The 21,566-nt window shown below is 67.4% G+C and carries 22 protein-coding genes and 1 tRNA gene; 16 read left to right on the top strand and 7 right to left on the bottom strand.

Features of this window, described 5'->3' with window-relative positions; all coding sequences use genetic code 11:
* Positions 1-65 precede the first annotated feature (65 nt).
* Positions 66-140, bottom strand: a tRNA-Gly gene (locus ST3T6A_RS0117360).
* Between the two features lie 181 nt (positions 141-321).
* Between ST3T6A_RS0117360 and ST3T6A_RS0117355 the strand changes: the two genes are divergently transcribed.
* Genes ST3T6A_RS0117355 through ST3T6A_RS21280 form a run of 3 tightly spaced genes read left to right on the top strand, consistent with a single transcriptional unit; the run spans position 322 to position 2,035 of the window.
* The gene (locus ST3T6A_RS0117355; RefSeq protein WP_019834229.1) at positions 322-1,236 is read left to right on the top strand and encodes a tetratricopeptide repeat protein; all 915 of its coding nucleotides are present in this window, start codon (positions 322-324) and stop codon (positions 1,234-1,236) included.
* An 11-nt stretch (positions 1,237-1,247) separates the two neighbouring features.
* A complete protein-coding gene (locus tag ST3T6A_RS0117350; protein WP_019834228.1) occupies positions 1,248-1,874 on the top strand; it encodes an LON peptidase substrate-binding domain-containing protein in 627 nt (208 codons plus the stop codon).
* Complete coding sequence (locus tag ST3T6A_RS21280; protein ID WP_019834227.1) at positions 1,871-2,035, top strand: Trm112 family protein; 165 nt, start codon at positions 1,871-1,873, stop codon at positions 2,033-2,035. Before ST3T6A_RS0117350 ends, ST3T6A_RS21280 begins: the two co-directional genes overlap by 4 nt.
* Here the strand turns inward: ST3T6A_RS21280 and ST3T6A_RS0117340 are convergent.
* The gene (locus tag ST3T6A_RS0117340; protein ID WP_019834226.1) at positions 2,032-3,252 is read right to left on the bottom strand and encodes an FAD-dependent monooxygenase; all 1,221 of its coding nucleotides are present in this window, start codon (positions 3,250-3,252) and stop codon (positions 2,032-2,034) included. The genes ST3T6A_RS21280 and ST3T6A_RS0117340 overlap by 4 nt on opposite strands.
* A gap of 169 nt (positions 3,253-3,421) precedes the next feature.
* Between ST3T6A_RS0117340 and ST3T6A_RS0117335 the strand changes: the two genes are divergently transcribed.
* From ST3T6A_RS0117335 to ST3T6A_RS20505, 12 genes are all read left to right on the top strand, one after another.
* Complete coding sequence (locus tag ST3T6A_RS0117335; RefSeq protein ID WP_019834225.1) at positions 3,422-5,773, top strand: DNA translocase FtsK; 2,352 nt, start codon at positions 3,422-3,424, stop codon at positions 5,771-5,773.
* Between the two features lie 93 nt (positions 5,774-5,866).
* The gene (locus tag ST3T6A_RS0117330) at positions 5,867-6,499 is read left to right on the top strand and encodes a LolA family protein (RefSeq protein ID WP_019834224.1); all 633 of its coding nucleotides are present in this window, start codon (positions 5,867-5,869) and stop codon (positions 6,497-6,499) included.
* A 274-nt stretch (positions 6,500-6,773) separates the two neighbouring features.
* Positions 6,774-7,568, top strand: a complete 795-nt coding sequence (locus ST3T6A_RS0117325) for an exodeoxyribonuclease III (protein ID WP_019834223.1) — start codon at positions 6,774-6,776, stop codon at positions 7,566-7,568.
* Positions 7,565-8,638: a GTP cyclohydrolase II gene (gene ribA, locus ST3T6A_RS0117320; RefSeq protein ID WP_019834222.1), complete on the top strand. Its 1,074-nt coding sequence runs from the start codon at positions 7,565-7,567 to the stop codon at positions 8,636-8,638. Before ST3T6A_RS0117325 ends, ribA begins: the two co-directional genes overlap by 4 nt.
* Positions 8,635-9,135, top strand: coding sequence for a L,D-transpeptidase family protein (locus ST3T6A_RS21275; RefSeq protein ID WP_019834221.1), 501 nt, complete (start codon positions 8,635-8,637; stop codon positions 9,133-9,135). The genes ribA and ST3T6A_RS21275 overlap by 4 nt, the downstream gene beginning before the upstream one ends.
* A 59-nt stretch (positions 9,136-9,194) precedes the next feature.
* A complete protein-coding gene (locus ST3T6A_RS0117310) occupies positions 9,195-9,428 on the top strand; it encodes a DUF6489 family protein (protein ID WP_019834220.1) in 234 nt (77 codons plus the stop codon).
* A complete protein-coding gene (mnmE, locus tag ST3T6A_RS0117305; protein ID WP_037538971.1) occupies positions 9,412-10,701 on the top strand; it encodes a tRNA uridine-5-carboxymethylaminomethyl(34) synthesis GTPase MnmE in 1,290 nt (429 codons plus the stop codon). Before ST3T6A_RS0117310 ends, mnmE begins: the two co-directional genes overlap by 17 nt.
* Positions 10,702-10,729: 28 nt before the next feature.
* The gene (gene mnmG, locus ST3T6A_RS0117300) at positions 10,730-12,520 is read left to right on the top strand and encodes a tRNA uridine-5-carboxymethylaminomethyl(34) synthesis enzyme MnmG (RefSeq protein WP_019834217.1); all 1,791 of its coding nucleotides are present in this window, start codon (positions 10,730-10,732) and stop codon (positions 12,518-12,520) included.
* Complete coding sequence (gene rsmG, locus ST3T6A_RS0117295) at positions 12,517-13,116, top strand: 16S rRNA (guanine(527)-N(7))-methyltransferase RsmG (RefSeq protein ID WP_019834216.1); 600 nt, start codon at positions 12,517-12,519, stop codon at positions 13,114-13,116. Before mnmG ends, rsmG begins: the two co-directional genes overlap by 4 nt.
* Entirely contained in the window at positions 13,113-13,898 is a 786-nt protein-coding gene (locus ST3T6A_RS0117290) for a ParA family protein (protein ID WP_019834215.1), read from the top strand. Before rsmG ends, ST3T6A_RS0117290 begins: the two co-directional genes overlap by 4 nt.
* Positions 13,895-14,797 carry a ParB/RepB/Spo0J family partition protein gene (locus ST3T6A_RS0117285; RefSeq protein WP_019834214.1) on the top strand — a complete coding sequence of 301 codons (903 nt, stop codon included), beginning with the start codon at positions 13,895-13,897 and terminating at the stop codon, positions 14,795-14,797. The genes ST3T6A_RS0117290 and ST3T6A_RS0117285 overlap by 4 nt, the downstream gene beginning before the upstream one ends.
* Positions 14,798-14,919: 122 nt before the next feature.
* Positions 14,920-15,477 carry a GNAT family N-acetyltransferase gene (locus ST3T6A_RS20505; protein WP_157602954.1) on the top strand — a complete coding sequence of 186 codons (558 nt, stop codon included), beginning with the start codon at positions 14,920-14,922 and terminating at the stop codon, positions 15,475-15,477.
* Here ST3T6A_RS20505 and holA read toward each other — a convergent pair.
* From holA to ST3T6A_RS0117260, 4 genes are read right to left on the bottom strand one after another with little or no spacing between them, the layout of a single operon-like run.
* On the bottom strand, positions 15,474-16,496 hold the full coding sequence (gene holA, locus ST3T6A_RS0117275) for a DNA polymerase III subunit delta (RefSeq protein WP_019834212.1): 1,023 nt from the start codon (positions 16,494-16,496) through the stop codon (positions 15,474-15,476). The genes ST3T6A_RS20505 and holA overlap by 4 nt on opposite strands.
* Before the next feature lie 2 nt (positions 16,497-16,498).
* Positions 16,499-17,008: an LPS assembly lipoprotein LptE gene (gene lptE / locus ST3T6A_RS0117270; protein ID WP_019834211.1), complete on the bottom strand. Its 510-nt coding sequence runs from the start codon at positions 17,006-17,008 to the stop codon at positions 16,499-16,501.
* Complete coding sequence (gene leuS, locus ST3T6A_RS0117265; RefSeq protein ID WP_019834210.1) at positions 17,005-19,512, bottom strand: leucine--tRNA ligase; 2,508 nt, start codon at positions 19,510-19,512, stop codon at positions 17,005-17,007. The genes lptE and leuS overlap by 4 nt, the downstream gene beginning before the upstream one ends.
* Positions 19,513-19,548: 36 nt before the next feature.
* The gene (locus tag ST3T6A_RS0117260; protein WP_019834209.1) at positions 19,549-20,007 is read right to left on the bottom strand and encodes a DUF3576 domain-containing protein; all 459 of its coding nucleotides are present in this window, start codon (positions 20,005-20,007) and stop codon (positions 19,549-19,551) included.
* A gap of 227 nt (positions 20,008-20,234) precedes the next feature.
* Between ST3T6A_RS0117260 and ST3T6A_RS0117255 the strand changes: the two genes are divergently transcribed.
* On the top strand, positions 20,235-20,942 hold the full coding sequence (locus ST3T6A_RS0117255) for a porin (RefSeq protein WP_019834208.1): 708 nt from the start codon (positions 20,235-20,237) through the stop codon (positions 20,940-20,942).
* Between the two features lie 42 nt (positions 20,943-20,984).
* On the opposite strand, the gene ST3T6A_RS0117250 is transcribed toward ST3T6A_RS0117255, so the two are convergent.
* Positions 20,985-21,545 carry a thiamine phosphate synthase gene (locus tag ST3T6A_RS0117250; RefSeq protein ID WP_019834207.1) on the bottom strand — a complete coding sequence of 187 codons (561 nt, stop codon included), beginning with the start codon at positions 21,543-21,545 and terminating at the stop codon, positions 20,985-20,987.
* Between the last annotated feature and the right edge of the window lie 21 nt (positions 21,546-21,566).

Here is a 21,566-nt window from a genome sequence, read left to right as displayed (position 1 = left end):
GCGGCGAGACGATATCGGGAACCCCGCGGGGGGATTTTTCATTCAACCGAAATGTCTTGGAAAACTGGAGCGGGCGAAGGGATTCGAACCCTCGACCCCAACCTTGGCAAGGTTGTGCTCTACCCCTGAGCTACGCCCGCTCTGGCGTTACCGTGTGGGGTGTGCCCCGCCGGTGGAGGGGGCCACTAGCACCGGCTTTTGGGGTCGGCAACCCCATTCGGACAACTTTTTTGCACGAAGCCGTCCGAAACCCGTCCGGGGCTTGGCAGCCCGCCCCCCGCGACCACATAAGACGCCGGACACAAGATGGAGTGATCGAGCGTGGCGACGTTGGGACTGAGTGCGGCGGAACGCGAGGCGGTGGAGGCTTTCCGCCGCGACGTGGTCGAGCCGTCGATGACGCAGCTCGTCATCGTCGATTTCTGGGCGGAATGGTGCGGGCCCTGCAAGCAGCTCGGCCCGGTGATCGAGAAGGTCGCCGCCGACTATGCGTCCCGCGGCGTGAAGCTGGTGAAGATCGACGTCGACAAGGACAAGTTCATCGCTGCCCAGTTCCGCGTCCAGTCGATTCCCACCGTCTACGCACTGTTCCAGGGACAGCCGGTCGCCGATCTCACCAACGCGCGCACCGAATCGCAGCTCTCGCGGATGCTGGACCAGTTGCTGGCGCAGCTCCCCGTACAGCCGGGCGATGCCGATCCGATGGCCGCCGACATCGAGCAATTCGTGGCGATGGGGCAGGCGATGCTCGCCGAGGGCGATGCCCAGCGCGCGCTCTCGGTGTTCGAGCAGGTCGCCGAGATGGCGCCCGATCACATCCCGGCCATCGCCGGCCATGCGCAGGCGCTGCTCCATCTCGGCCGCGTCGACGAGGCGGAGGCGCTTCTCGCCGCCGTCCCCGCTGACAAGGCCAAGGACGCCGCCCTCGCGCAGGTCCGCGCCGGCGTCACGCTCGCCAGGGAGGCGAGCCCCGTCGCGGATCTCGCCGGCCTCGCGCGCCAGGTCGAGGCCGCGCCGGAGGATCTGGAGAAGCGCTACGAACTCGCCGGCGGCCTGATGGCGATCGGCGACCGCGACGGCGCGGTGGACCAGCTCCTCGCCAGCATCGCGCAGGACCGCGCCTGGAACGGCGGGGCCGCGCGTGACCGGCTGCTCAAGCTGTTCGCTGCTGTCGGCCTCGAGGACCCGTGGGTGGCGGCGCAGCGCCGGCGCCTGTCCGCCGTGCTGTTCACCTGAGTTCCGCACGGGTGGCGCGCCTCTCCATCTTTCCGCTGGCGGGCGCGCTGCTCTTTCCCCGTGCCCACCTGCCGCTGCACATCTTCGAGCCTCGCTATCGCGCGCTCGTCACCGACGCGATGGCGCGGGATCGGCGGATCGGCATGATCCAGCCGCGCGATGGCCAGTCCCACCGGCCGACGCTGTTCGAGGTGGGCTGTGTCGGACGGATCAGCGATATCGAGGCGCTCGACGATGGGCGCTTCAACATCGTGCTGGAAGGAGTCAGCCGCTTCCGTCTCGTGAAGGAGCTGGAGGTGTCGACGCCCTTCCGGCAGGTCGAGGCGGATTGGGAGCCCTTCGCTGGCGACGCCGTCATCCCCGATCCGCTGGCACTGGTGATGCGCGCCGATCTGGAGCGTGAGGCCAAACGCTATGCCGAGGCCAAGGGCTATGCGATCGACTGGGAAGCGGTGAGCCGGCTCGACGACGAATCACTGGTCAACGGCGTGGCGCAGGTCGCGCCGTTCGACACGGCGTCCAAGCAGGCGCTGCTCGAAGCCCCCGACATGGCGAGCCGCGCCGATCTCGTCGTCCAGTTCCTCCGCTTCTTCCGCCTGGGCGAAGAAGACGATGGCCACGGAGCCACTTTGCAATGATCGACCCCGAACTGCTCGCCATCCTCGTCTGCCCGCTCACCCGCGCGCCGCTGCGCCTTGATGCGGAGCGGGGAGAGCTGGTGTCCGACGAGGCCGGCCTCGCTTATCCGATCCGCGACGGCGTGCCGGTGATGCTGATCGAGGAAGCCCGCCGCCTCTAGATTTGCTGGCCGTTGAGCAGCCGGGGGAGCGTGCCGCTCTCGCCGCGCGCCTCAGCCATGAAGAAGCCCTTGAGCGGCGGGATGTGATTGACCATGCCGATGCCGAAGCGGCGGATGCGGCTCGCGGTGCGGCCGGGGACGCCGAAGAGGCGCGTCAGGCCGTCGGTCGCCGCCGCCACCATGAAGGTGTCGAGCCCGCGCCAGCGCTCGTAGCGCTGAAGGAGCTGGTGATCGCCCGGATCGAGCCCGAGCCGCGCGCCCTCGATCAGCACCTCGGCCAAAGCAGCCACGTCACGGAAACCGAGATTGAGCCCCTGACCGGCGATCGGGTGGATGCCGTGCCCGGCATCGCCCGCCAGCGCGAGCCGCTCGCCCGTGATCCGCGCGGCATGGTGGAAGCCGAGCGGATAGCTCGACAGCGGCGCGGCCAGCTTCAGCTCGCCCAGCATCCCGCCGATCCGCTTGCTGGCCTCGGCAAGGAAGGCGCGCTCGGAGAGCGACAGCATCGCCGGCGCATCCTTCTCCGACACCGTCCACACCAAAGCCGAGCGATGCCCGCCCTTCATCGGCAGCAGCGCGAACGGGCCTGCCGTGTAGAAAAGCTCGTGCGCGACATTGCCGTGATCCACCTCGTGATCGAGCATCCCGACGATCGCGACATGATGATATTCCCAGCGCGCGACGCCGATCCCGGCCTCGTCGCGCGTCGGTGAACGACGCCCCTCGGCTCCAATCAGCAGGCTGCCGGCGAGGCGGCGGCCGTCTTCCAGCGTCACGCGGACGCCCGAGGCATCGCGCTCCACCTGCGCCGCGCGGGCGGGCATCAACAGGGTCACGCCGTCAGAAGCCGCCGCCGCCTCGCGCAGGCCGATGCGGAGATAGCGATTCTCCACCATCATGCCGAGCGGACCGTCGGCTTCGAGATCGGGCGTGAAGGCGAGGAGGCCGTGCGCGCCCTGCTCGCCGACCTGGATCTGATCGATCGGGCTCGCCTCGGCCGCGAAATGATCGAGCACGCCGATCGCCTTCATCATCCGCCAGGACGAGCTGGAGATGGCGGACGCGCGCCCGTCCGCCCGCGTGTCGCGGATCGCGTCGGGCTGGGCCGGATCGACGACGATGCTGCTCACGCCGCCCCGCGCCAGCGCCACCGCCAGCGCCGAGCCGACCAGCCCCGCGCCGAGAATGATGACGTCGCTGCGCATGATATCCGACATGATGAACCCTTTCTCCGGTGCCGCTCTAGCGATCCGGCGCGCGCACCGCCACCGTCGGCGCACATCCAACGGCCCGCCGCGCTCGGCTTGACCTCGGCCCCATCCGCCTGACATGGTGCCCGCACCGGAACATTTGGGGCACGGACAGCCTCCGGGGAGCAAGACGGACATGGCGAGCAACGTGGCGGCGCGGGGGGCGCCCTGGCGCGACAAGCTGGCGCGGGTCCTCGCGCGGAGCGGGGGGATGGTCGCCGGCATCGCGCTGATCGCCGCCGCCGTGCTGATCGTGCTCGCGCTCGTCAGCTACCGGCGCAGCGACCCCGCGATCAACACCGACGCGGGCGGCCCGCCGCTGAACTGGCTGGGCCAGCCGGGCGCCTGGGCCGCCGATCTCATCCTTTCCGCCTTCGGGCCACTCGGCGGCGCGTGGGTGCCGATCGTCCTGCTTGCCGGCGTGCGGCTGGTGCGGGGGCGCGATTCCGGTCGCTGGGGCCGCGTGACTTTGTTCACTATCCTCGGCCTCTTTCTGGCCGGCACCGCCGCATCGCTGTTCCGCGAGGGCGCCAGCCTCGCGCTGCCCGCGGGGTGGGGCGGCATCGCCGGGCTGATCGGTGCCAAGCTGGTCGATGCGGGTCTCAGCCTGATCCCGGCGCCGGGGCTCATCACGCCTCTGCGCTATGGCATGATGGGGATCGGCCTGATTGCGGGCCTCTGGCTCTGGTTTGTCGCGATCGGCCTGGAAGCCGACGAACGTGCCTGGTTCATCAAGGCCGGCCGTGCCGGTGCCCGCCCGGCCGCACGCGTCGCCCGTTCGCGCGGGAAGGGTCGGCAGAACGACGCCTTCTATGACGAGGATGAAGACGAGGAAGCGGATTACGACGCGTATGACACGCCGCCGGTGATCTCCGAGCCGCCGCGCGCGCCGGCCCGCCCGATCATCGCGGACCGTCAGGCTGCGGCCGCCCGGCGCACCGAGAACGGCCGTCAGGCCTCGCTCGATCTGCGCGACGACTATGTGCTGCCCTCGCTCGATCTGCTCGCGCCGGTGCCCGAGAATAGCGGCCAGACCGTCGACAAGGCCTCGCTGGAGCGCAACGCCCAGTTGCTCGCCACCGTGCTGGAGGACTTTCACGTCAAGGGCCGGATCATCCAGGTACGCCCCGGCCCGGTGGTCACCATGTACGAGTTGGAGCCCGCGCCCGGCATCAAGGCGTCGCGCGTGATCGCGCTGGCCGACGATATCGCGCGCAACATGTCGGCGCTCTCGGCGCGCGTCGCCACCATTCCCGGCCGCACCGTGATCGGCATCGAACTGCCCAACGCCAAGCGGGAATCGGTGATGCTGTCGGAGCTGATCTCCAGCCAGGCCTTCGAGGATGGCGCCGCCCAGCTCCCCATCGTGCTCGGCAAGAACATCTTCGGCGATCCCGTCGTCGCCGATCTCGCGCCCATGCCGCATCTGCTCGTCGCCGGCACCACCGGCTCGGGCAAGTCGGTCGGCCTCAACGCGATGATCGTCTCGCTGCTCTACCGGCTCAATCCGAAACAGTGCCGGATGATCATGATCGATCCGAAGATGCTGGAGCTCAGCATCTATGACGACATCCCCCATCTCCTCTCGCCGGTCGTGACCGAGCCCGCCAAGGCGGTGCGCGCGCTCAAATGGGCGGTGGAGACGATGGAGGAGCGCTATCGCATGATGGCGTCGGTCGGCGTGCGCAGCCTCGCCTCGTTCAACGAGAAAGTGAAGGTCGCCAAGTCCAAGGGCCAGCGCCTCGGCCGCCGCGTCCAGACCGGCTACGACGCCGACTCCGGCCATCCGGTCTACGAGGAAGAGGAGCTCGACTTCGAGACGCTGCCCCAGATCGTCGTCATCGTCGACGAGCTGGCCGATCTGATGATGACCGCCGGCAAGGAGGTGGAATTCCTCATCCAGCGCCTGGCCCAGAAGGCGCGCGCGGCAGGCATCCACCTCATCATGGCGACGCAGCGCCCCTCGGTCGACGTCATCACCGGCGTCATCAAGGCCAACCTGCCGACCCGCATCAGCTTCTCGGTCACGAGCAAGATCGACAGCCGCACCATCCTCGGCGAGCAGGGCGCCGAGCAGCTCCTGGGCAAGGGCGACATGCTCTACATGCCCGGCGGCAAGCAGATCGCCCGCGTCCACGGGCCGTTCGTGTCCGACGAGGAAGTGCGCGCCATCGCCGACCATTGGCGCGGGCAGGGGACGCCCGACTATATCTCCGCCGTCACCGAGGAGCCCGAGGACGGCGGCTTCGCCCTCGACGGCGCCCCGGCCGACGACGACTCCCCCGACGCCGCGCTCTATCGCAAGGCGGTGCAGGTGGTGGCGGAATCGCAGAAGGCCTCGACCAGCTATGTCCAGCGCCAGCTCCGCATCGGCTACAACTCGGCCGCGCGCCTGATCGAGCGGATGGAGAAAGAGGGCAAGGTCGGCGCGCCCGATCATGTCGGCCGCCGCGAGGTGCTGATCGACCGCGACGGCCAGCCGGTCTGAATCGTCGCGGACGGATCGTTTCACACCCGCGCAAGTTCAGTGCGCGTTCAAATCCGCTGCGCTAGCCGCGCCCACATGACCCGGAGCTTCCCCATGCGTGTCCTGCCCCTGCTGGGCGCCTTCGCCCTGATCTCGCCCGCCGCCGCCCAGGCCGCGGCGCCCGCGCCCGCAGCCGCGCTCTCGCCTGATCTCGCGCAAGTGCAGGCGCATCTGCGCGCCGTGACGACGATGACCGCCGACTTCACACAGACAGACCGCAACGGCGCCACGCTGACCGGCACGCTCCAGATCAAGAAGCCCGGCCGCGTCCGCTTCCAGTATCAGAAGGGCGTCCCTCTGCTCGTCGTCGGCGACGGCAAGGCGCTCATCATGATCGACTATCAGGTGAAGCAGGTGTCGCGCTGGCCGATCGGCAACACGCCGCTCGCGCTGCTGCTCGATCCCAACAAGGATATCGCGCGCTACGCCCGGATCGTGCCCTCGGGCGATCCCGAGACACTGCTCGTCACCGGGCAGGATGCCAAGCATCGCGAATATGGCAGCATCACCGTCGCCTTCCGTCGCTCGGCGGGCGCGCCCGGCGGGCTCCAGCTCGATGGCTGGACGGTTCTCGACGCCCAGAACAACCGCACGACGGTCCGACTCTCCAACCAGCGCTTCAATAGCCCCGTGGACGACTCGGCCTTCCGCTGGAACGACCCACGTCCTGTCGGCCCGCACCACTGAGGATGAATGGTGCGTCGGCGACGATGCACCGAAACGGGACAGGTTTGCGGGCTGGCCCCGTTCATCGAAGCGACAGCTAAAAGGGCCTAGATCGGAGAGGCGGTCATGAGGCCTTTCCGGGATTCCCCCTGTTGCCCGGACGGATACGCCTCCTGTCCCGCCTGCGTGACGAACGCTAGGTCGGCCCCCGTTCCATGCCCCCGGAACGGGGGCCTTTCCATTTGTCGCACAGTTCGACTGGCGAAGCGGGATACGACTCATTACATCGCCGACAATGTCTGCCACGATCAAGATCGCATCCTGGAACATCAACTCCGTCCGCGCGCGGATCGACATCGTCCAACGCTTCCTGATCGAGGAGCAGCCCGACGTGCTGTGCCTCCAGGAAACGAAGGTCGCCGACCCGATCTTCCCGCACGCGCCGTTCGAGAAGCTAGGCTATGTCCACCGCCTCCTCGCGGGCCAGCCGATGCACCATGGCGTCGCCATCCTTTCGAAACTGCCGCTCGGCGAGCATGGCCGGCATGACTGGCAGGACAATGGCGAAGCACGGCATGTCGGCGCGCGGCTGCCCAACGGCATCCGGCTGGAAAATGTCTATGTCCCGGCTGGCGGCGATATCCCCGATCCCGCGCTGAACCCGAAGTTCGGACAGAAGCTCGCCTTCGTCGAGCGCATGACCCGCTGGTCCGAAGATCTGCGGGAGCCGACGCTGATCGTCGGCGACTTCAACATCGCTCCGCTCGAATCCGATGTGTGGAGCCACAAGCAGCTGCTCGACGTGGTCAGCCATACGCCGGTCGAGGTGGAGGCGTTGGGCCGGCTCCAGGCCGCGCACGACTGGGTCGATCTGGGCCGCCATTTCGTGCCGGCACCGCAACGACTTTATACCTGGTGGAGCTATCGCGCCAAGGATTGGGCTGCCTCCGATCGCGGTCGCCGTCTCGACCATATGTGGGCGAGCCCAGAGGTGGCGAAGACCGCAACAGCCCATCGCGTCCATGAGGATTGCCGGAGCTGGCTCAAGCCCTCGGATCATGTTCCGCTCGTCACCGAGTTCAACTGGTGAGCGGCCCTCGGGAGGTAGCGCGCGGCATCGACGCGTTGCGGCGGGGCTGGCCGGTTATCCTGCACGACGGCGCCGATCACCTTACCCTGTTGCCGATCGAAACCGCCGATGCCGATCGGCTGTCCGCCTTCGCTCCCGATGGCCGCTTCGATGTCCTGCTGTCGCCCGAGCGTGCGGCGACCTTGACCCTCACCAACCAGCGGCCCGCTGCGGATGCCGGGTCCTTGGGAGCCGTGCGAGTGGCGCATGCGCCCTGGCTCGATCTCGATACTGCCACAGCGCTCGCCGATCCGGCGCAGGATCTGTCCACCCCTTTCAAGGGGCCGTTCCGCACCATCGATGCCGGGAACCCGGCGCTTTCCGCGGCTGCCCTGAAGCTCGCACGCCTTGCCGGGCTGCTGCCGGCCTTCTTCGTGCGCGAGAGCGCTCCGCACGAAGGCACCGCGACGCTGCGGGCCGCTGACGTGGCGGATTATGATTCCCCCTCGCATCTGCGGATCGCCTCGCGCGCCCGCCTTCCGGTTGAGGCGAACGAAGGGACGGAGATCGTTGCCTTCCGATCCGCCGAAGAGGCCGTGGAGCATGTCGCGCTGGTCATCGGCGCACCCAATGGCAAACCGCCGCTCGTCCGCCTCCATAGCGAATGCCTGACGGGAGACGTATTCGGCTCCCTCAAATGCGATTGCGGCCCGCAGCTCGACGCGGCGCTCCACCGCATCGCGCATGAAGGGTGGGGCGTGCTCCTCTATCTTCGCCAGGAGGGGAGAGGCATCGGGCTCATCAACAAGTTGCGGGCCTATGCCTTGCAGGATCAGGGCTTCGATACGGTCGACGCCAATCTGCGGCTCGGCTTCGCGATCGACGCGCGCGATTTCGGCGTGGCGGCCCGGATGCTGGAACTGCTCGGCCAGGATCAGGTTCGTCTGCTGACCAACAATCCCGCCAAGGTCGCCGGACTTTCGGCCGCCGGAATCGATGTGGTGGAACGCGTCGCCCACCAGATCGCCGCCAATCCGCACAATGAAGGCTATCTTGCAACGAAGCGCGACCGCACCGGTCACGTCCTGTGACCGAACTTGTCGTCGATAGCTCGGCGCATACCCTCCAGATCGGCAACACTGTCGTCTCCTGCGCCATCGGTCGCGGCGGCGCGCGTGAGGCGGCCGACAAACGCGAGGGGGATGGCGCCACGCCGCTCGGACGATGGCCGATCCGCGCCGCGCTGCTGCGTCCGAATCGGGGCCTGCTTCCCCCGGAACATCTTCCTTGGCGCTGGCTGCGCGAGGATGACGGCTGGAGCGATGATCCGCGTGATCCCGCCTATAATCGACCGGTGCGACACCCTCATGGTTACTCGGCCGAGCGGCTGTGGAGGGACGACGGCCTGTACGACGCCATTCTGCTCCTCGGCCATAATGACGATCCGCCGGTTGCCGGAATGGGGAGCGCCATCTTCCTGCATCTGCGCGAGGGAGACACGACCGAAGGCTGCGTCGCTGTTCCACGTGAAACAATAGCAGGGCTTCTGGCACGGCTCAGGCCCGGATCGTTCCTCATGATCCGCTGAGTTGGCTTGTCACTTTTCCTCGGCTACACAGGACCCACTCTCGGCGAAGGAGCGACCCGGTGAAGATTACCGTCGACGTTGACTGCACGCCGGAAGAAGCCCGTCGCTTCATGGGTCTGCCGGATCTTTCCTCCGTCCACGAAGCCTATCTCTCCAAGATGCGCACGGCGATCGATCAAGGCATCACGCCTGACATGCTGCAAGCCATGACGCAGAGCTGGGGGCCGATGGGGGAGGCCGGACTCGCCATCTGGCGCCAACTTCTGGATCATATGGGTGGCAACAAGAAATAAGGTCGCGTCCAGCGATACCATCTACGCGCTATCCAGCGGGCAGCCGCCCGCCGCCATCGCCATCATCCGAATCAGCGGCCCGGAAGCTGGCCTCGCTCTGGAAAGGCTGGCCGGCATTCGCCCCGAGCCTCGCCGTGCCGGTCTGCGTATATTGCGTGATGCGGCTGGGGACATTCTCGATCATGCTCTAGCACTGTGGTTTCCTGGCCCCGCCACGGCTACCGGAGAGGATCTTGCGGAGTTGCATCTGCATGGCGGCAGGGCGGTGGTGGATGCCGTGCTCTCTACACTCTCCGAACTCGACCTTGGATTGCGTCTCGCCGAACCGGGGGAGTTCACCCGGCGCGCGCTGCTCAACGGCCGAATGGATCTCAGCGCAGTGGAAGGGCTCGCCGATTTGCTGACGGCCGAAACCGAACGCCAGCGCAAGGAAGCCCTACGCCGAGCCGATGGCGCTCTTGCTCGCCGGCTCGGCGATTGGACCCGCGCATTGCTCGCTATCGCGGCGCGGATCGAGGCCGAGATCGACTATGACGGCGAAATCGAACTCGATACGGACTCTAACGCTGACTCCATTCTGGCTCTCGCCGCAGAGATCGATGCCGCGCTGGCGGTGCCACCGGCCGAGCGCCTTCGGGATGGGTTGCGAGTAGCGATCGTCGGCCCGCCCAATGCCGGCAAGTCGACCTTGTTCAATGCACTCGTCGGGCGTGACGCGGCGATCGTCTCCGACATTCCCGGCACGACGCGCGACGCGATCGAGCGCCCTCTCTCAATCGCCGGTATGCCTTTCGTGCTGGTCGACACAGCGGGCCTCCGTGAGACGGACGATCCCATCGAACGCATCGGCGTGGAACGCGCGCACAATCAGCGTGCTCTGGCCGACATCATCATCGACCTCCGGGGAGACATGGAAGAGGAGGAGCAGCCGGTCATTTCCGTGTCGGCCAAGGCCGACATCATCGCTTCCCGCGACGGTGCGCTTGCCCTATCCGCGATGACGGGGGAGGGGCTCGCGACGCTCCACGCGCGCCTGGCGAACATCGGCTCACGCCTCCTGCCTCGGGAAGGCGAAGTGGCTCTCGACCGCCGCTACCGGGAGCGGCTATATGAAGTGCGCACCGAACTGGACGCGGCCCTCGCAACAAGCGATCCGCTGTTACGCGCCGAGCATATCCGTATCGCCCGCGAACGGATCGATAGCCTGACCGGAGGGGCGGGCATCGAGGATATGCTCGATGCCCTGTTCGGACGATTTTGCCTCGGCAAATGATGTTTCACGTGGAACGGGACAAGTGAGAGTGGTCGATCGGTTCGACATCATCGTGGTGGGCGGCGGTCATGCCGGCTGCGAGGCCGCAGCAGCAGCGGCCCGGGCCGGCTCCTCGGTCCTGTTGCTCGCGATCGACCGCCGAGGCATCGGTGCCATGTCCTGCAACCCGGCTATCGGAGGGGTCGGTAAAGGGCATCTCGTTCGCGAGATCGATGTGTTCGAAGGACTCATCGCGCCCGCCGCCGACGACGCCGCGATCCATTACCGGATGCTCAATGCGAGCAAGGGGAGCGCTGTCCATGGTCCCCGCGTCCAGGCCGACCGCGGCCTTTTCCGGGCTTCGATCCAACGCCGACTGGCATCTCTCCAGACCCTTTCGGTCATGGAGGGCGAGGTGGTGGAACTGCTTCTGGAGCAGGACCGGATCGCGGGCGTGATCCTGGCCACCGGCGAGCACATCTCCGCCGGGCGTGTGATTTTAGCCACCGGCACGTTCCTCGGCGGCCGCTTGTTTCGCGGAGAAGAGCGCTTCGAGGGAGGGCGAATCGGCGAGCCGGGCGCACACCGCCTGGCGCAGCAGCTTCGCGACCTTGGCCTTCCCATCGCGCGTCTCAAGACTGGAACGCCTCCGCGCCTCGACGGTCGCTCGATCGACTGGGCACGGCTGGAGCGTCAGGACTCCGATGGTGGCGATTGGACGCTCTCTGTGGAAGGGCGGCGGACCAATACTCAGCTCTTCTGCGGCATCACCCGCACCACGCTGGCGACGCATGATGCGATCCGTTCGTCACTGAATCGCTCTCCGTTGTTCAGCGGCGATATCGAAGGGCGGGGGCCGCGCTATTGTCCCTCGATCGAAGACAAGGTGAACCGCTTCGGCGATCGCGACGGGCACCAGATTTTTCTTGAGCCGGAAACGCTCGACGGCGCGCTGGTCTACCCCAACGGCATTTCCACGTCGCTTCCCACCGATGTGCAGGAACGCTTCGTGCGCACGGTTCCCGGCCTCGAACAGGCCGTGATCGCCGAGCCAGGCTATGCGGTGGAATATGATCATGTCGACCCCCGCATCCTTTCCACCACGCTGGAAGTGAGCACGATGAAGGGGCTGTATCTGGCCGGCCAGATCAACGGCACCACCGGCTATGAAGAAGCGGCCGCACAGGGGCTCGTCGCCGGACTCTCCGCGGCTGCCGACGTGCACGGGCGCGAGCCTCTCCGCTTCGACCGCATGAGCAGCTATATCGGCGTCCTGCTTGACGACCTCACGCTGCACGGCGTCACCGAGCCCTATCGCATGCTGACCTCACGCGCCGAACATCGGCTTCATCTGCGCGCCGATAATGCGGAAGCCCGGCTCGGGAAGGCCGCGCTCTCGAGTGGCGCCATACGGGGCAGGCGGGCCGAGGAACTTCGGCGCCGCCTCGATCAGCGCGAGGTCGGACAAGCCGCGCTTGATCGTTCGGCAACCAACGCTCAGACCGCATTGCTCGCCGAGAATATCAGCCTCGATTTCGCGCGCGAGCATGTTTCGGGTTGGGCAGATCTACCCGATCCGGTCATCCGCGAGTTGCTGAGCGATCATCGCTATGCCCCCTATGTACGCCGCCAGCGCGCGGAGGCAGCACGCATCGCAGCCTCGTCGCAACCCATCCCGGTCGGCTTCGCCTTTGACACCGTCGCAGGCCTGTCGAGCGAGATGGTCGAGCGGCTGACAGCGGCGCGTCCCGATACCGTGGCGCAGGCGTCGCGTGTTCGTGGGATCACCCCAGCCGCGCTCACGGCGCTCCTCGTCGCTACCCGGCGGGCCGCTGCATGACCTGGGAGGCGAGTGTTCCACGTGAAACAGCCGAACTGCTCCACCGCCTCAAAGAGACGGTGATCGCGGAGTCGCAACGGCAGAATCTGATCTCCGCCGCGACGATCCCTCAGTTCGACGAACGCCATCTTCTCGATTCGCTCCAGCTCCTGCCACATCTGCAAGATGGCGTGCTCGTCGATATCGGATCCGGCGGCGGTTTCCCCGGACTGGTCCTCGCCTGCTGCCGAACGGACCCGATCCATCTCGTCGAACCACGTGCCAAACGTGCGGCCTTCCTGGACTCCACAGCGCAGGCATTGGGAATCGGACAACGGGTGACCGTACACGCCAGCAAGATCGAGCGGGTCCAATTGCCGCCGGTCCGCTCGATTACGGCGCGTGCTGTGGCCTCTCTGGATGCCTTGTTCGGCATGGCTGCTCATCTCGCCGATGAATCGACACGCTGGGTGCTTCCGAAGGGCCGAAGTGCAGCATCGGAACTGGAAGCCGCGCGACAGACATGGCAGGGTACGTTTCGCCTCATTCCGAGCATCACGGATTCCGAGGCGGCCATCGTCATAGCCGAGGGCGTTCGACGGAGACGGGCTCGATGATTCGTATCGCAGTTGCGAACCAGAAGGGGGGCGTCGGCAAGACGACCACCGCCATCAATATCGGCACCGCGCTGGCCGCCAGCGGCTGGAAAGTGCTGGTCGTGGACCTCGATCCGCAGGGCAATGCCTCGACAGGTCTGGGCATCGACCGCGCCGAGCGGACGCTTTCGAGCTATGATCTGCTCGTCGGCGGATGCGATGTCGCCGAGGCGGCCATCGCCACCAAGGTGCCGCGACTGGATATCGTCGCGTCGACGGTGGATCTGTCGGGCGCCGAGATCGAGCTGGTCGATATGGAGCGTCGCGCCCATCGACTGGACATGGCGCTGACCGAAGCGCCGCCGGGGCGTTGGGATGTCGTCATCATCGATTGTCCACCGTCGCTGGGCCTGCTCACGATCAACGCCATGAGCGCAGCCTCGTCTCTGCTCGTGCCGCTCCAGTGCGAGTTTTTCGCGCTCGAAGGCCTGAGCCAGCTACTCCAGACGATCGAGCGGGTGAGGGCGCGCTTCAATCCCGAGCTTCAGATCCTGGGTGTCGCCCTGACCATGTATGACCGCCGCAACCGGCTGTCCGAACTGGTCGCGCAGGATGTGCGCGCCTGCCTCGGCAAGCTCGTGTTCGAGACCATCATTCCGCGCAACGTCCGCCTGTCGGAGGCCCCGAGCCATGGCGTGCCGGCGCTGATCTACGATCATCGCTGCCTGGGCTCGGAAGCCTATATTGCCTTGGCACGTGAGCTGATGCAGCGCCTGCCGGCGCCCGCACAGGCCGCCGCATGAGCGAGGGCGCCATTCCCGCACGCCGCCGGCCCGCCGGGCTCGGCCGGGGCCTCTCGGCCCTGATGGGTGAGGTGGAGCGCGAGCAGCCGGTCGGTGCCGATGCCGAACGCAGCGAGGGCGTGCGCCTGCTGCCGATCGCCGTCATCCGCCCGCACCCGGATCAACCGCGTCGCCATTTCGACGAGGAGAAGCTCGAGGAGCTGGCGCAGTCGATCGCCGAGCGCGGCGTGCTGCAACCGATCGTCGTCCGCAAGGTCGGCACGGGATATCAGATCGTCGCCGGCGAGCGCCGCTGGCGCGCGTCACAGCGGGCGCGATTGCATGAAATCCCCGCGCTCGTCCGCGAGCTGGACGACACGCAGACGCTCGAAATCGCGATCATCGAGAATATCCAGCGCGCCGATCTCAATGCGATCGAAGAAGCTGAGGCTTATCAGAGGCTTATCAGCGATTTCGGGCATAGCCAGGAGGCACTCGGCAAACTCGTCCAGAAATCGCGCAGCCATGTCGCTAATCTTCTGCGCCTGCTCGATCTGCCCGCGCCGGTGCGACAGGATGTCGCGAACGGCTCGCTCACCATGGGCCATGCGCGCGCGCTGATCACCGCGCCCGATCCCGAGAAGCTCGCCGCCGACGTCATCAAGCGCGGCCTGTCCGTCCGGGAGACGGAGAAGCTGGCGCGTTCGGTGAAGCCCGCCGGGCGCGAGACGCGAGAGCCGAAGAGCGGCAAGGCCGCGCCCAACGCCGACATCGCCGCGCTGGAACGCCAGCTGGGTGACATGCTCGGCCTCGCGGTGAAGATCGGACATGGCGAGGCAGGAGGAACCGTCACGCTGTCCTACTCGACCCTCGATCAGCTCGACATGATCTGCCAGCGACTGAGTGGCGAGCGCATCTGAACGAAGGGGGCAGCTCGATGGGTGCTCCCGCTTCGCTTGAAACATCGCAGAGCGTGCCGGCCGCCGATCCCAGGCTGCTCCACGTCTGGTTGAAGGGTTGGTGCAGGGCGCGAGGCGCTCCCTTGCCGACGGCCTCCAATGGAGGCTGGCATGTTGCTGTCGGCCTGCCTGAGCAAAAAGCGCGGTTGGTGTTCGCCTCCGCCTCCACAGGATTGTCCGAAGCGTCCGAGGCCATCCGGGAGCCTCATATTTTCCTGAAAGTCTGTTCCACGCCCGACAGGATGGCGCGTTGCCTGGCGCCGGGCTGGGAGATGCAGCCGCCGGGATACCTGATGGAACAGCCGGTGTTGGGCACGGCTTCGGCCGACGGACTGTCGCTGCGGCAAGAAACGCCCGATCTGCTGAAGGCGGAGATCGTTCGGGACGGCATCATCGCGGCCCGCGGCACCGTCGTGCTGGTCGATGGCTTTGCGATCTTCGATCGAATCGAAACCGCCGAAGCCTATCGCCGGCAAGGGCTCGGCCGGAGGATCATGGGCCATCTCGGTGCGGCCGCCCACGCAGCCGGAGCACATCATGGTCTGCTGGTCGCGACGGCGGAGGGAAGAGCCCTGTACGAAGCGATCGGCTGGCGTCTGCACAGCCCCTATTCGACGGCCGTGCGCCCCTCGAACGCCTAACGCTTGCGTGACGCCGCGCGGGCGATGGCGAAGAATTCGGCGTCGGCGCCGATCGTGCCGGGACCAGCACTTCGCCGCAGTTCGCGATCGAGCAGGGACAGCCGGTCGATCGCGCGCGCGATCCGCGCCGCCGGCCAGCGGCCGACGTCGCGCGCGATCGCATTCTTCTCCTTCCAGAACAGCGCCCGCCCGATCCGATCCGCCGCCTGCGCGGGCGAAACCCCGCGCTCGACCTCCGTCCGTGCCGCAGCCAGCGAGATCAGCCTGCGGAGCAGGGCACGGACGAGCGGGATGCCTTCCTGACCCTCTGCTGCCAGACGCGCCAGTTCGCGCTCCAGCAGGGCTTCCTGACCGCCTATGACGGCATCGACGAAACGGGTGAGATCCGCCTCGCCATTGTCCGCGCCGATGGCGTCGATCATGTCGTGGCTCGCTTCGCGCGGATGCTCGGGCGAGGCATCGGCGTAGAGGGCGAGCTTCTCGATCTCGGAGGCGAGTACGGCGCGATCGCCGCCCGCCGCATCGGCCAGCCGGCGCGCCAGATCGGCATCGAGCTTCAGCCCCTGTTCGCGCGCCAGCATCGCGGCCAGCCGGTCGGCATCGCCGCCTTCCGGCGGATAGCTCGCGAACAGCATCGCCGCGCCATCGCCGTCGATGCGCTTGACGATCTTGGCGTCCTTCTTGAGCGCACCGCCGATCAGCACCACCGGATTGCCCGCCGCGGGCGCCTCCAGCAACGCCTCGACCGCAGGGAGGCAAGCATCGATCACGCCCTCGACGCGGATATGGCGCGCGCCGCCGAACAGCGACACCGCCGCCGCCTCGTCGGCGAGGATCGCCGGATCAGAGACGAGACGCGCGGCGTCGATATCGATCCGCTCGGCGTCCGGCCCAAGCGCCTTGGCCAGCCGCTGCGCCAGTGCCCGCGAGCCGGATTCGTCCGGGCCGTAGAGGAGATAGCAGCGAACCGAGGGGTCCGCCGTATCCAGCGCGCGCTCGATCGCGGCGCTCTTGGCCATCGTCAGCGGCCCTGGCTGCGGTGCGCGAAGGTGGCCACGCGGGCGACGATCTGGTCGGCGAGATCGTCCACCAGATTTTCGAGTGCGGTCTGCTCGGCGGCGACGGTCGCATAGTCCGAGCTGACCACGTCGATACCCGTGTTGGAGCCGGCGCTGGCGTCGAGCAGCGTGGTGCCCGCCGCATCCGCCGTCACCAGCCGGAAGCGGGCGCGCAGCGTGCGCCGCTCGCGCGTGACGGTGTTGTCGGAGCGGATGCCGAGCCCGGTGAGCTGGTCGCTCAGCTCGACCTCCAGCTTATATTTGGGCGCGGCATTCCCGCTCGCGCCCAGCCGGTCGACCAGCGCGTTGCGCATCAGCCAGCCGGCCTGCCCGCCGATCTGGCCGACCTCGACCTGCGCCAGCTTCTCGGCGACCGGGCCATGCGTGCCGCCCGCATACATCGGATGCAGGCCGCAGCCGGAGAGTGCGCCGAACGCGATCGGCATCAGGGCGAGGGCGGCCAGCCGCTTCATGCGACGAGGTTCACCAGACGGTCGGGCACGACGATCACCTTCCTGGGCTCCTTGCCTTCGAGGAAGGCGATCACCTTCTCCGACGCGCGCGCCATCGCCTCCAGCGTCGCCTTGTCGGCGCCCTTGGGAGCGGTGAGCGTATCACGGAGCTTGCCGTTGATCTGCACCGCGATCGTCACCTCGTCGTCGACCAGCAGCGCCGGATCGACGACGGGCCAGCCGGCCTGCGCAATCAGGCCTTCATGCCCGCGCGCACTCCACGCCTCTTCGGAAAGGTGCGGGATCATCGGCGCCACGAGCAGCAGCATCGTGTCGATCGCCTGCGTGCGCGAGGCGGAGGGAGCGGCCTTCTCCAGCGCGCTCGCCAGCTCATAGAGCTTGGCGACGGCCTTGTTGAAGGACAACGCCTCGATATCCTCGGCGACGCCGGCGATGGTCTTGTGGAGCTTGCGCTCGAGATCCTTGTCGGTGCCCTCGGCCGGCTCGCGGTCGATCGCGAGGCGCCAGATGCGCTGGACGAAGCGCCACGCGCCCTCGATGCCGGCTTCCGACCACTCCAGATCGCGCTCGGGCGGGCTGTCCGACAGCATGAACCAGCGCGCCGCATCCGCCCCGTACTGATCGAGGATCTCGGTCGGATCGACGGTGTTCTTCTTGGACTTGGACATCTTCTCGACGCGGCCGACCGTCACCGGCTCGCCCGTCTCGACGATCACCCCGTCCTTGATCTCCTCGGGCGAAACCCAGCGGCCGTCGGGCGCCTTGTAGGTCTCGTGCGTCACCATGCCTTGCGTGAACAGGCCGGCGAAGGGCTCGGCCACATCGAGCTTGCCGATGCGCTTCAGAGCACGCGTCCAGAAGCGGGCGTAGAGCAGGTGCAGGATCGCGTGCTCCACGCCGCCGATATACTGGCCGACCGGCAGCCACTGCGCGACCGTCTCGCGGTCGAAGGCCTTGTCCTTCGGCTGGCTGGCGAAGCGGACGAAATACCAGGACGAATCCGCGAAGGTGTCGAGCGTATCCGTCTCGCGACGCGCCTCGCCGCCGCAGGTCGGGCAGGCGACATGACGCCAAGTCGGATGACGATCGAGCGGGTTGCCGGGGATGTCGAACGACACGTCCTCGGGCAGCACGACCGGGAGCTGATCCTTCGGCACCGGCACGACGCCGCAGGCCTCGCAATGGATCACCGGGATCGGTGTGCCCCAGTAACGCTGGCGCGAGACGCCCCAGTCGCGCAGGCGCCACACGGTCGTGCCCTGGCCCCAGCCTTCGGCCTCGGCGCGCGCGATGGCGGCGGCCTTGCCGTCCTCCACGGTCATGCCGTCGAGGAAGCCCGAATGGACGAGCTTGCCGGGGCCGGTGTAGGCCTCGTCATGGATCGGCGCCTCAGCCTCCTCGGGCGAGGGGGCGACGACGCGCTTGACCGGCAGCGCATATTTGCGCGCGAAGTCGAGGTCGCGCTGGTCGTGCGCCGGGCAACCGAAGACGGCGCCGGTGCCATAATCCATCAGCACGAAGTTGGCGACGAACACCGGCAGCTTCCACGCCGGATCGAAGGGGTGGACCACCGACAGGCCGGTGTCGAAACCCTTCTTCTCGGCCGTCTCGATGTCGGCGGTCGCGGTGCCGGTGTGGCGGCACTCTTCGGCGAAGGCGTGGAGACGCCCATCCTTCCCGGCCAGCGCGAGCGCCAGCGGATGATCCGCCGCGATCGCCACGAAGCTCGCGCCGTAGAGCGTGTCCGGGCGCGTGGTGTAGACCTCGATCGAGGCCATATCCGCGACCGGCTCGGCCAGCGCGAAATGCATCTTCAAGCCCTTGGATCGGCCGATCCAGTTGGCCTGCATCAGCTTCACCTTCTCGGGCCAATGGTCGAGCGTCTCCAGCCCGTCCAGCAGCTCGTCGGCGAAGTCGGTGATCTTGAGGAACCACTGCGACAGCTTGCGCCGCTCGACCAGCGCGCCCGAACGCCAGCCGCGCCCGTCGATCACCTGCTCGTTGGCGAGCACGGTCATGTCGACCGGATCCCAGTTGACGTCGCTTTCCTTGCGATAGACCAGGCCCGCCTCGAGCATGTCGAGGAACAGCGCCTGCTCATGCCCGTAATAATCGGGCTCGCAGGTGGCCAGTTCGCGGCTCCAGTCGAGCGCGAAGCCGAGGCGCTTCAACTGCGCCTTCATCGCGGCGATGTTGGCACGGGTCCAGTTGCCGGGATGGACCTTCTTCTCCATCGCCGCATTCTCGGCCGGCATGCCGAAGGCGTCCCACCCCATCGGGTGGAGCACCTCATGCCCCGTCATCCGCTTATAGCGGGCGAGCACGTCGCCCATCGTATAGTTGCGGACATGGCCCATGTGGATGCGCCCCGACGGATAGGGGAACATCTCCAGCACATAGGCCTTGGGCTTGGGGCTGGCATCGTCGGCGCGGAAGGCTTGCGCTTCGTCCCAGGCCTGTTGCCAGCGCCCGTCGGCGGCAGCGGGATTGAAACGGCGATCCATCGGGTGGGACATAGGTAACGTCTAATCCTTGAACGATCAGCCGCTGATCGCGCCGCGGCGCAGATCGCGCGCGTGCTGGAGGATGATGTCCTCCAGCTTCTGGACGGTCTGGGCGGCCACGGGGGCATCGACCCACTGGCCATTCTGGTTGATCTCGCGCGAGGCGGCGACGCGGACGGCGTCGGCGCGCAGATCCTGGTCGAGGATGGTGACGGTGAGCTTCATGCGCTCGGTCGGCGTCGACGGGTTGGCATACCAGTCGGTGACGATCACGCCGCCGTTGGAATCGACCTGGGTGAGCGGCATGAAGGAAACGGTGTCGAGCGCGGCGCGCCACAGATAGGCGTTGACGCCGATCTGCGTAACCTTGGACGCGGCGAGGTCGGCATTGACGTCCTTGGCCAGTCGATGGTGGTGGGCGCAGCCGCCCAGCAGGAGAGCGGCGGCGAACGCGCCGGTCATCGGACGCAGGGAGCGGGCAGAAAACAGCATCATCGGGGTGCCTTCGGACGCGTGGAGAGCCTCGGAAACTGGCATCTATAGAGGCTGGGCCGTTCCCGGCAAGCGCCAGCGGAGGGGAGGGGCCGCCGGATTGTGGGCTGGATGCAACAGGCCGCCTGATTCCGACGCCTACCCCGCCGGTATCGATGACATCGCCAAGCCCGCCATGCTACCGCGAGACACAAGGGGAGTTTGCCAGACAAATGAATGTGAGTCGGAACATGAACAACAAGCGCAAGGGGGTCGTTCTCGCGGCGCTCGCGCTCGCGTTCGTTCCGTCGCTCGCACCGGCTGCGCAAACCCAGCAGATTCACAAGAAGCGCGCGCCGCGGACCACGCAACCGCTGACCGGCTCGATCGGGTCGTTCACGCCTGCCGCCGCCGATCCGCGCTTCGGCGCGACCTATGGGCGGGGTGGGCTGGCGTCGTCCGGCTTCCGCTTCACGCCGTCGGTCGCCCCCGGCAGCAATCGCCGCGTCACCGTCGCCGTGCGCACCCGCGCCGGCACGCCGGAGCAGGCCGAACATGCCGGGATCACGGGCAACAATGGCGGCTTCACCGCTTATGCCTATAATCTGGGCGTCTCGGTGGGCTGGAAGCGCTTCGCCGTCACCAGCGATTATAACAAGGTCGATCTCGGCAATGTGCCGGGCAGCCATGAGGCGACCGATGTCGCCGTCAGCTATGCCGGCAGGCATTGGAGCACGCGTCTGGCCGTGGCGGCGGATCGCAGCCTGGGCGAGGTTTCGCGCCTCGTCGATGGCGAGCGTGGCGTTTCGGTGGATCTGGGTGGCTCCTATTCGATCAACAGCCGCCTCGATGTCACGGGCGGCCTGCGCTACAAGATGCAGCATGATCGGCTGCTCGATCTGAACGATGATCGCCGCGACAGCCAGGCGATCTATGTCGGGACGGCTTTTCGCTTCTGACGGGCTGACGCCACCCGTTTCACCGACGACGAACGGTCGCCGTTAGGCGTCTGCTCCCGTCCATGCGTCGATCGCGGCCCAGCGCCGGATGCCGATGGCGGCGCAGGAGCGCGCGCGCCGATGGGTCATGCCGCCCAGCGCCACGGCCCGGTCCCGATCAGGGCCGAGCATCAATCCCGTTCGCACCATGCCCAGCGCCGATGCCCCCGGATGGGAGCGCGTGGAGAAGAGTGGCGAGACGAACAGCAGGTCGCATCCTCTCCGACGCCCCGCGATCCATGCCGGCCGGTCGTGCGCCGGCGCCGTACGCAGCAGCGGACGCGCGGAAAGATGGTGGGGAGAGGGGCCATGCACGCCATCGGCTGCCCACGCCCGCGCCAGACGCTCAGGCCCCGCCAGCAGCAGCAGGAGCCCGCGTCGCCGCGCGATCACCCGCACCTGCTCGAACAGCGCGCGCCGCTCGGCGGCGGAAAGCCGATAGTGACGGAACACCACGCCCGCCCCGCGCGGCAGCCGTTCGAGCGCACGCCACAAGGCGTCTCCCATGCGCTCGTCGGTCATCAGGAACAGGCTCGGCAGCGAGCGGGCTTGGCGGGACGGCATCGTCGGCCTTATAGGCGCGCC

Origin of the sequence: Sphingomonas sp. PR090111-T3T-6A, assembly GCF_000383095.1 — a bacterium.
GTDB lineage: Bacteria > Pseudomonadota > Alphaproteobacteria > Sphingomonadales > Sphingomonadaceae > Solisphingomonas.
The sequence above is the reverse complement of the archived record's forward strand: the minus strand, read 5'-3'. Positions and strand labels throughout refer to the sequence as shown.

What these genes read in the sequence shown, in the direction of transcription:
- ST3T6A_RS21280 (WP_019834227.1), top strand. Translation starts at nt 1,871, where the DNA reads ATGATCGACCCCGAACTGCTCGCCATCCTCGTCTGCCCGCTCACCCGC.
- ST3T6A_RS0117340 (WP_019834226.1), bottom strand. Translation starts at nt 3,252, where the DNA reads ATGTCGGATATCATGCGCAGCGACGTCATCATTCTCGGCGCGGGGCTG.
- ST3T6A_RS0117335 (WP_019834225.1), top strand. Translation starts at nt 3,422, where the DNA reads ATGGCGAGCAACGTGGCGGCGCGGGGGGCGCCCTGGCGCGACAAGCTG.
- ST3T6A_RS0117330 (WP_019834224.1), top strand. Translation starts at nt 5,867, where the DNA reads ATGCGTGTCCTGCCCCTGCTGGGCGCCTTCGCCCTGATCTCGCCCGCC.
- ST3T6A_RS0117325 (WP_019834223.1), top strand. Translation starts at nt 6,774, where the DNA reads ATGTCTGCCACGATCAAGATCGCATCCTGGAACATCAACTCCGTCCGC.
- rsmG (WP_019834216.1), top strand. Translation starts at nt 12,517, where the DNA reads ATGACCTGGGAGGCGAGTGTTCCACGTGAAACAGCCGAACTGCTCCAC.
- ST3T6A_RS0117290 (WP_019834215.1), top strand. Translation starts at nt 13,113, where the DNA reads ATGATTCGTATCGCAGTTGCGAACCAGAAGGGGGGCGTCGGCAAGACG.
- ST3T6A_RS0117285 (WP_019834214.1), top strand. Translation starts at nt 13,895, where the DNA reads ATGAGCGAGGGCGCCATTCCCGCACGCCGCCGGCCCGCCGGGCTCGGC.
- holA (WP_019834212.1), bottom strand. Translation starts at nt 16,496, where the DNA reads ATGGCCAAGAGCGCCGCGATCGAGCGCGCGCTGGATACGGCGGACCCC.
- lptE (WP_019834211.1), bottom strand. Translation starts at nt 17,008, where the DNA reads ATGAAGCGGCTGGCCGCCCTCGCCCTGATGCCGATCGCGTTCGGCGCA.
- leuS (WP_019834210.1), bottom strand. Translation starts at nt 19,512, where the DNA reads ATGGATCGCCGTTTCAATCCCGCTGCCGCCGACGGGCGCTGGCAACAG.
- ST3T6A_RS0117260 (WP_019834209.1), bottom strand. Translation starts at nt 20,007, where the DNA reads ATGATGCTGTTTTCTGCCCGCTCCCTGCGTCCGATGACCGGCGCGTTC.
- ST3T6A_RS0117255 (WP_019834208.1), top strand. Translation starts at nt 20,235, where the DNA reads ATGAACAACAAGCGCAAGGGGGTCGTTCTCGCGGCGCTCGCGCTCGCG.
- ST3T6A_RS0117250 (WP_019834207.1), bottom strand. Translation starts at nt 21,545, where the DNA reads ATGCCGTCCCGCCAAGCCCGCTCGCTGCCGAGCCTGTTCCTGATGACC.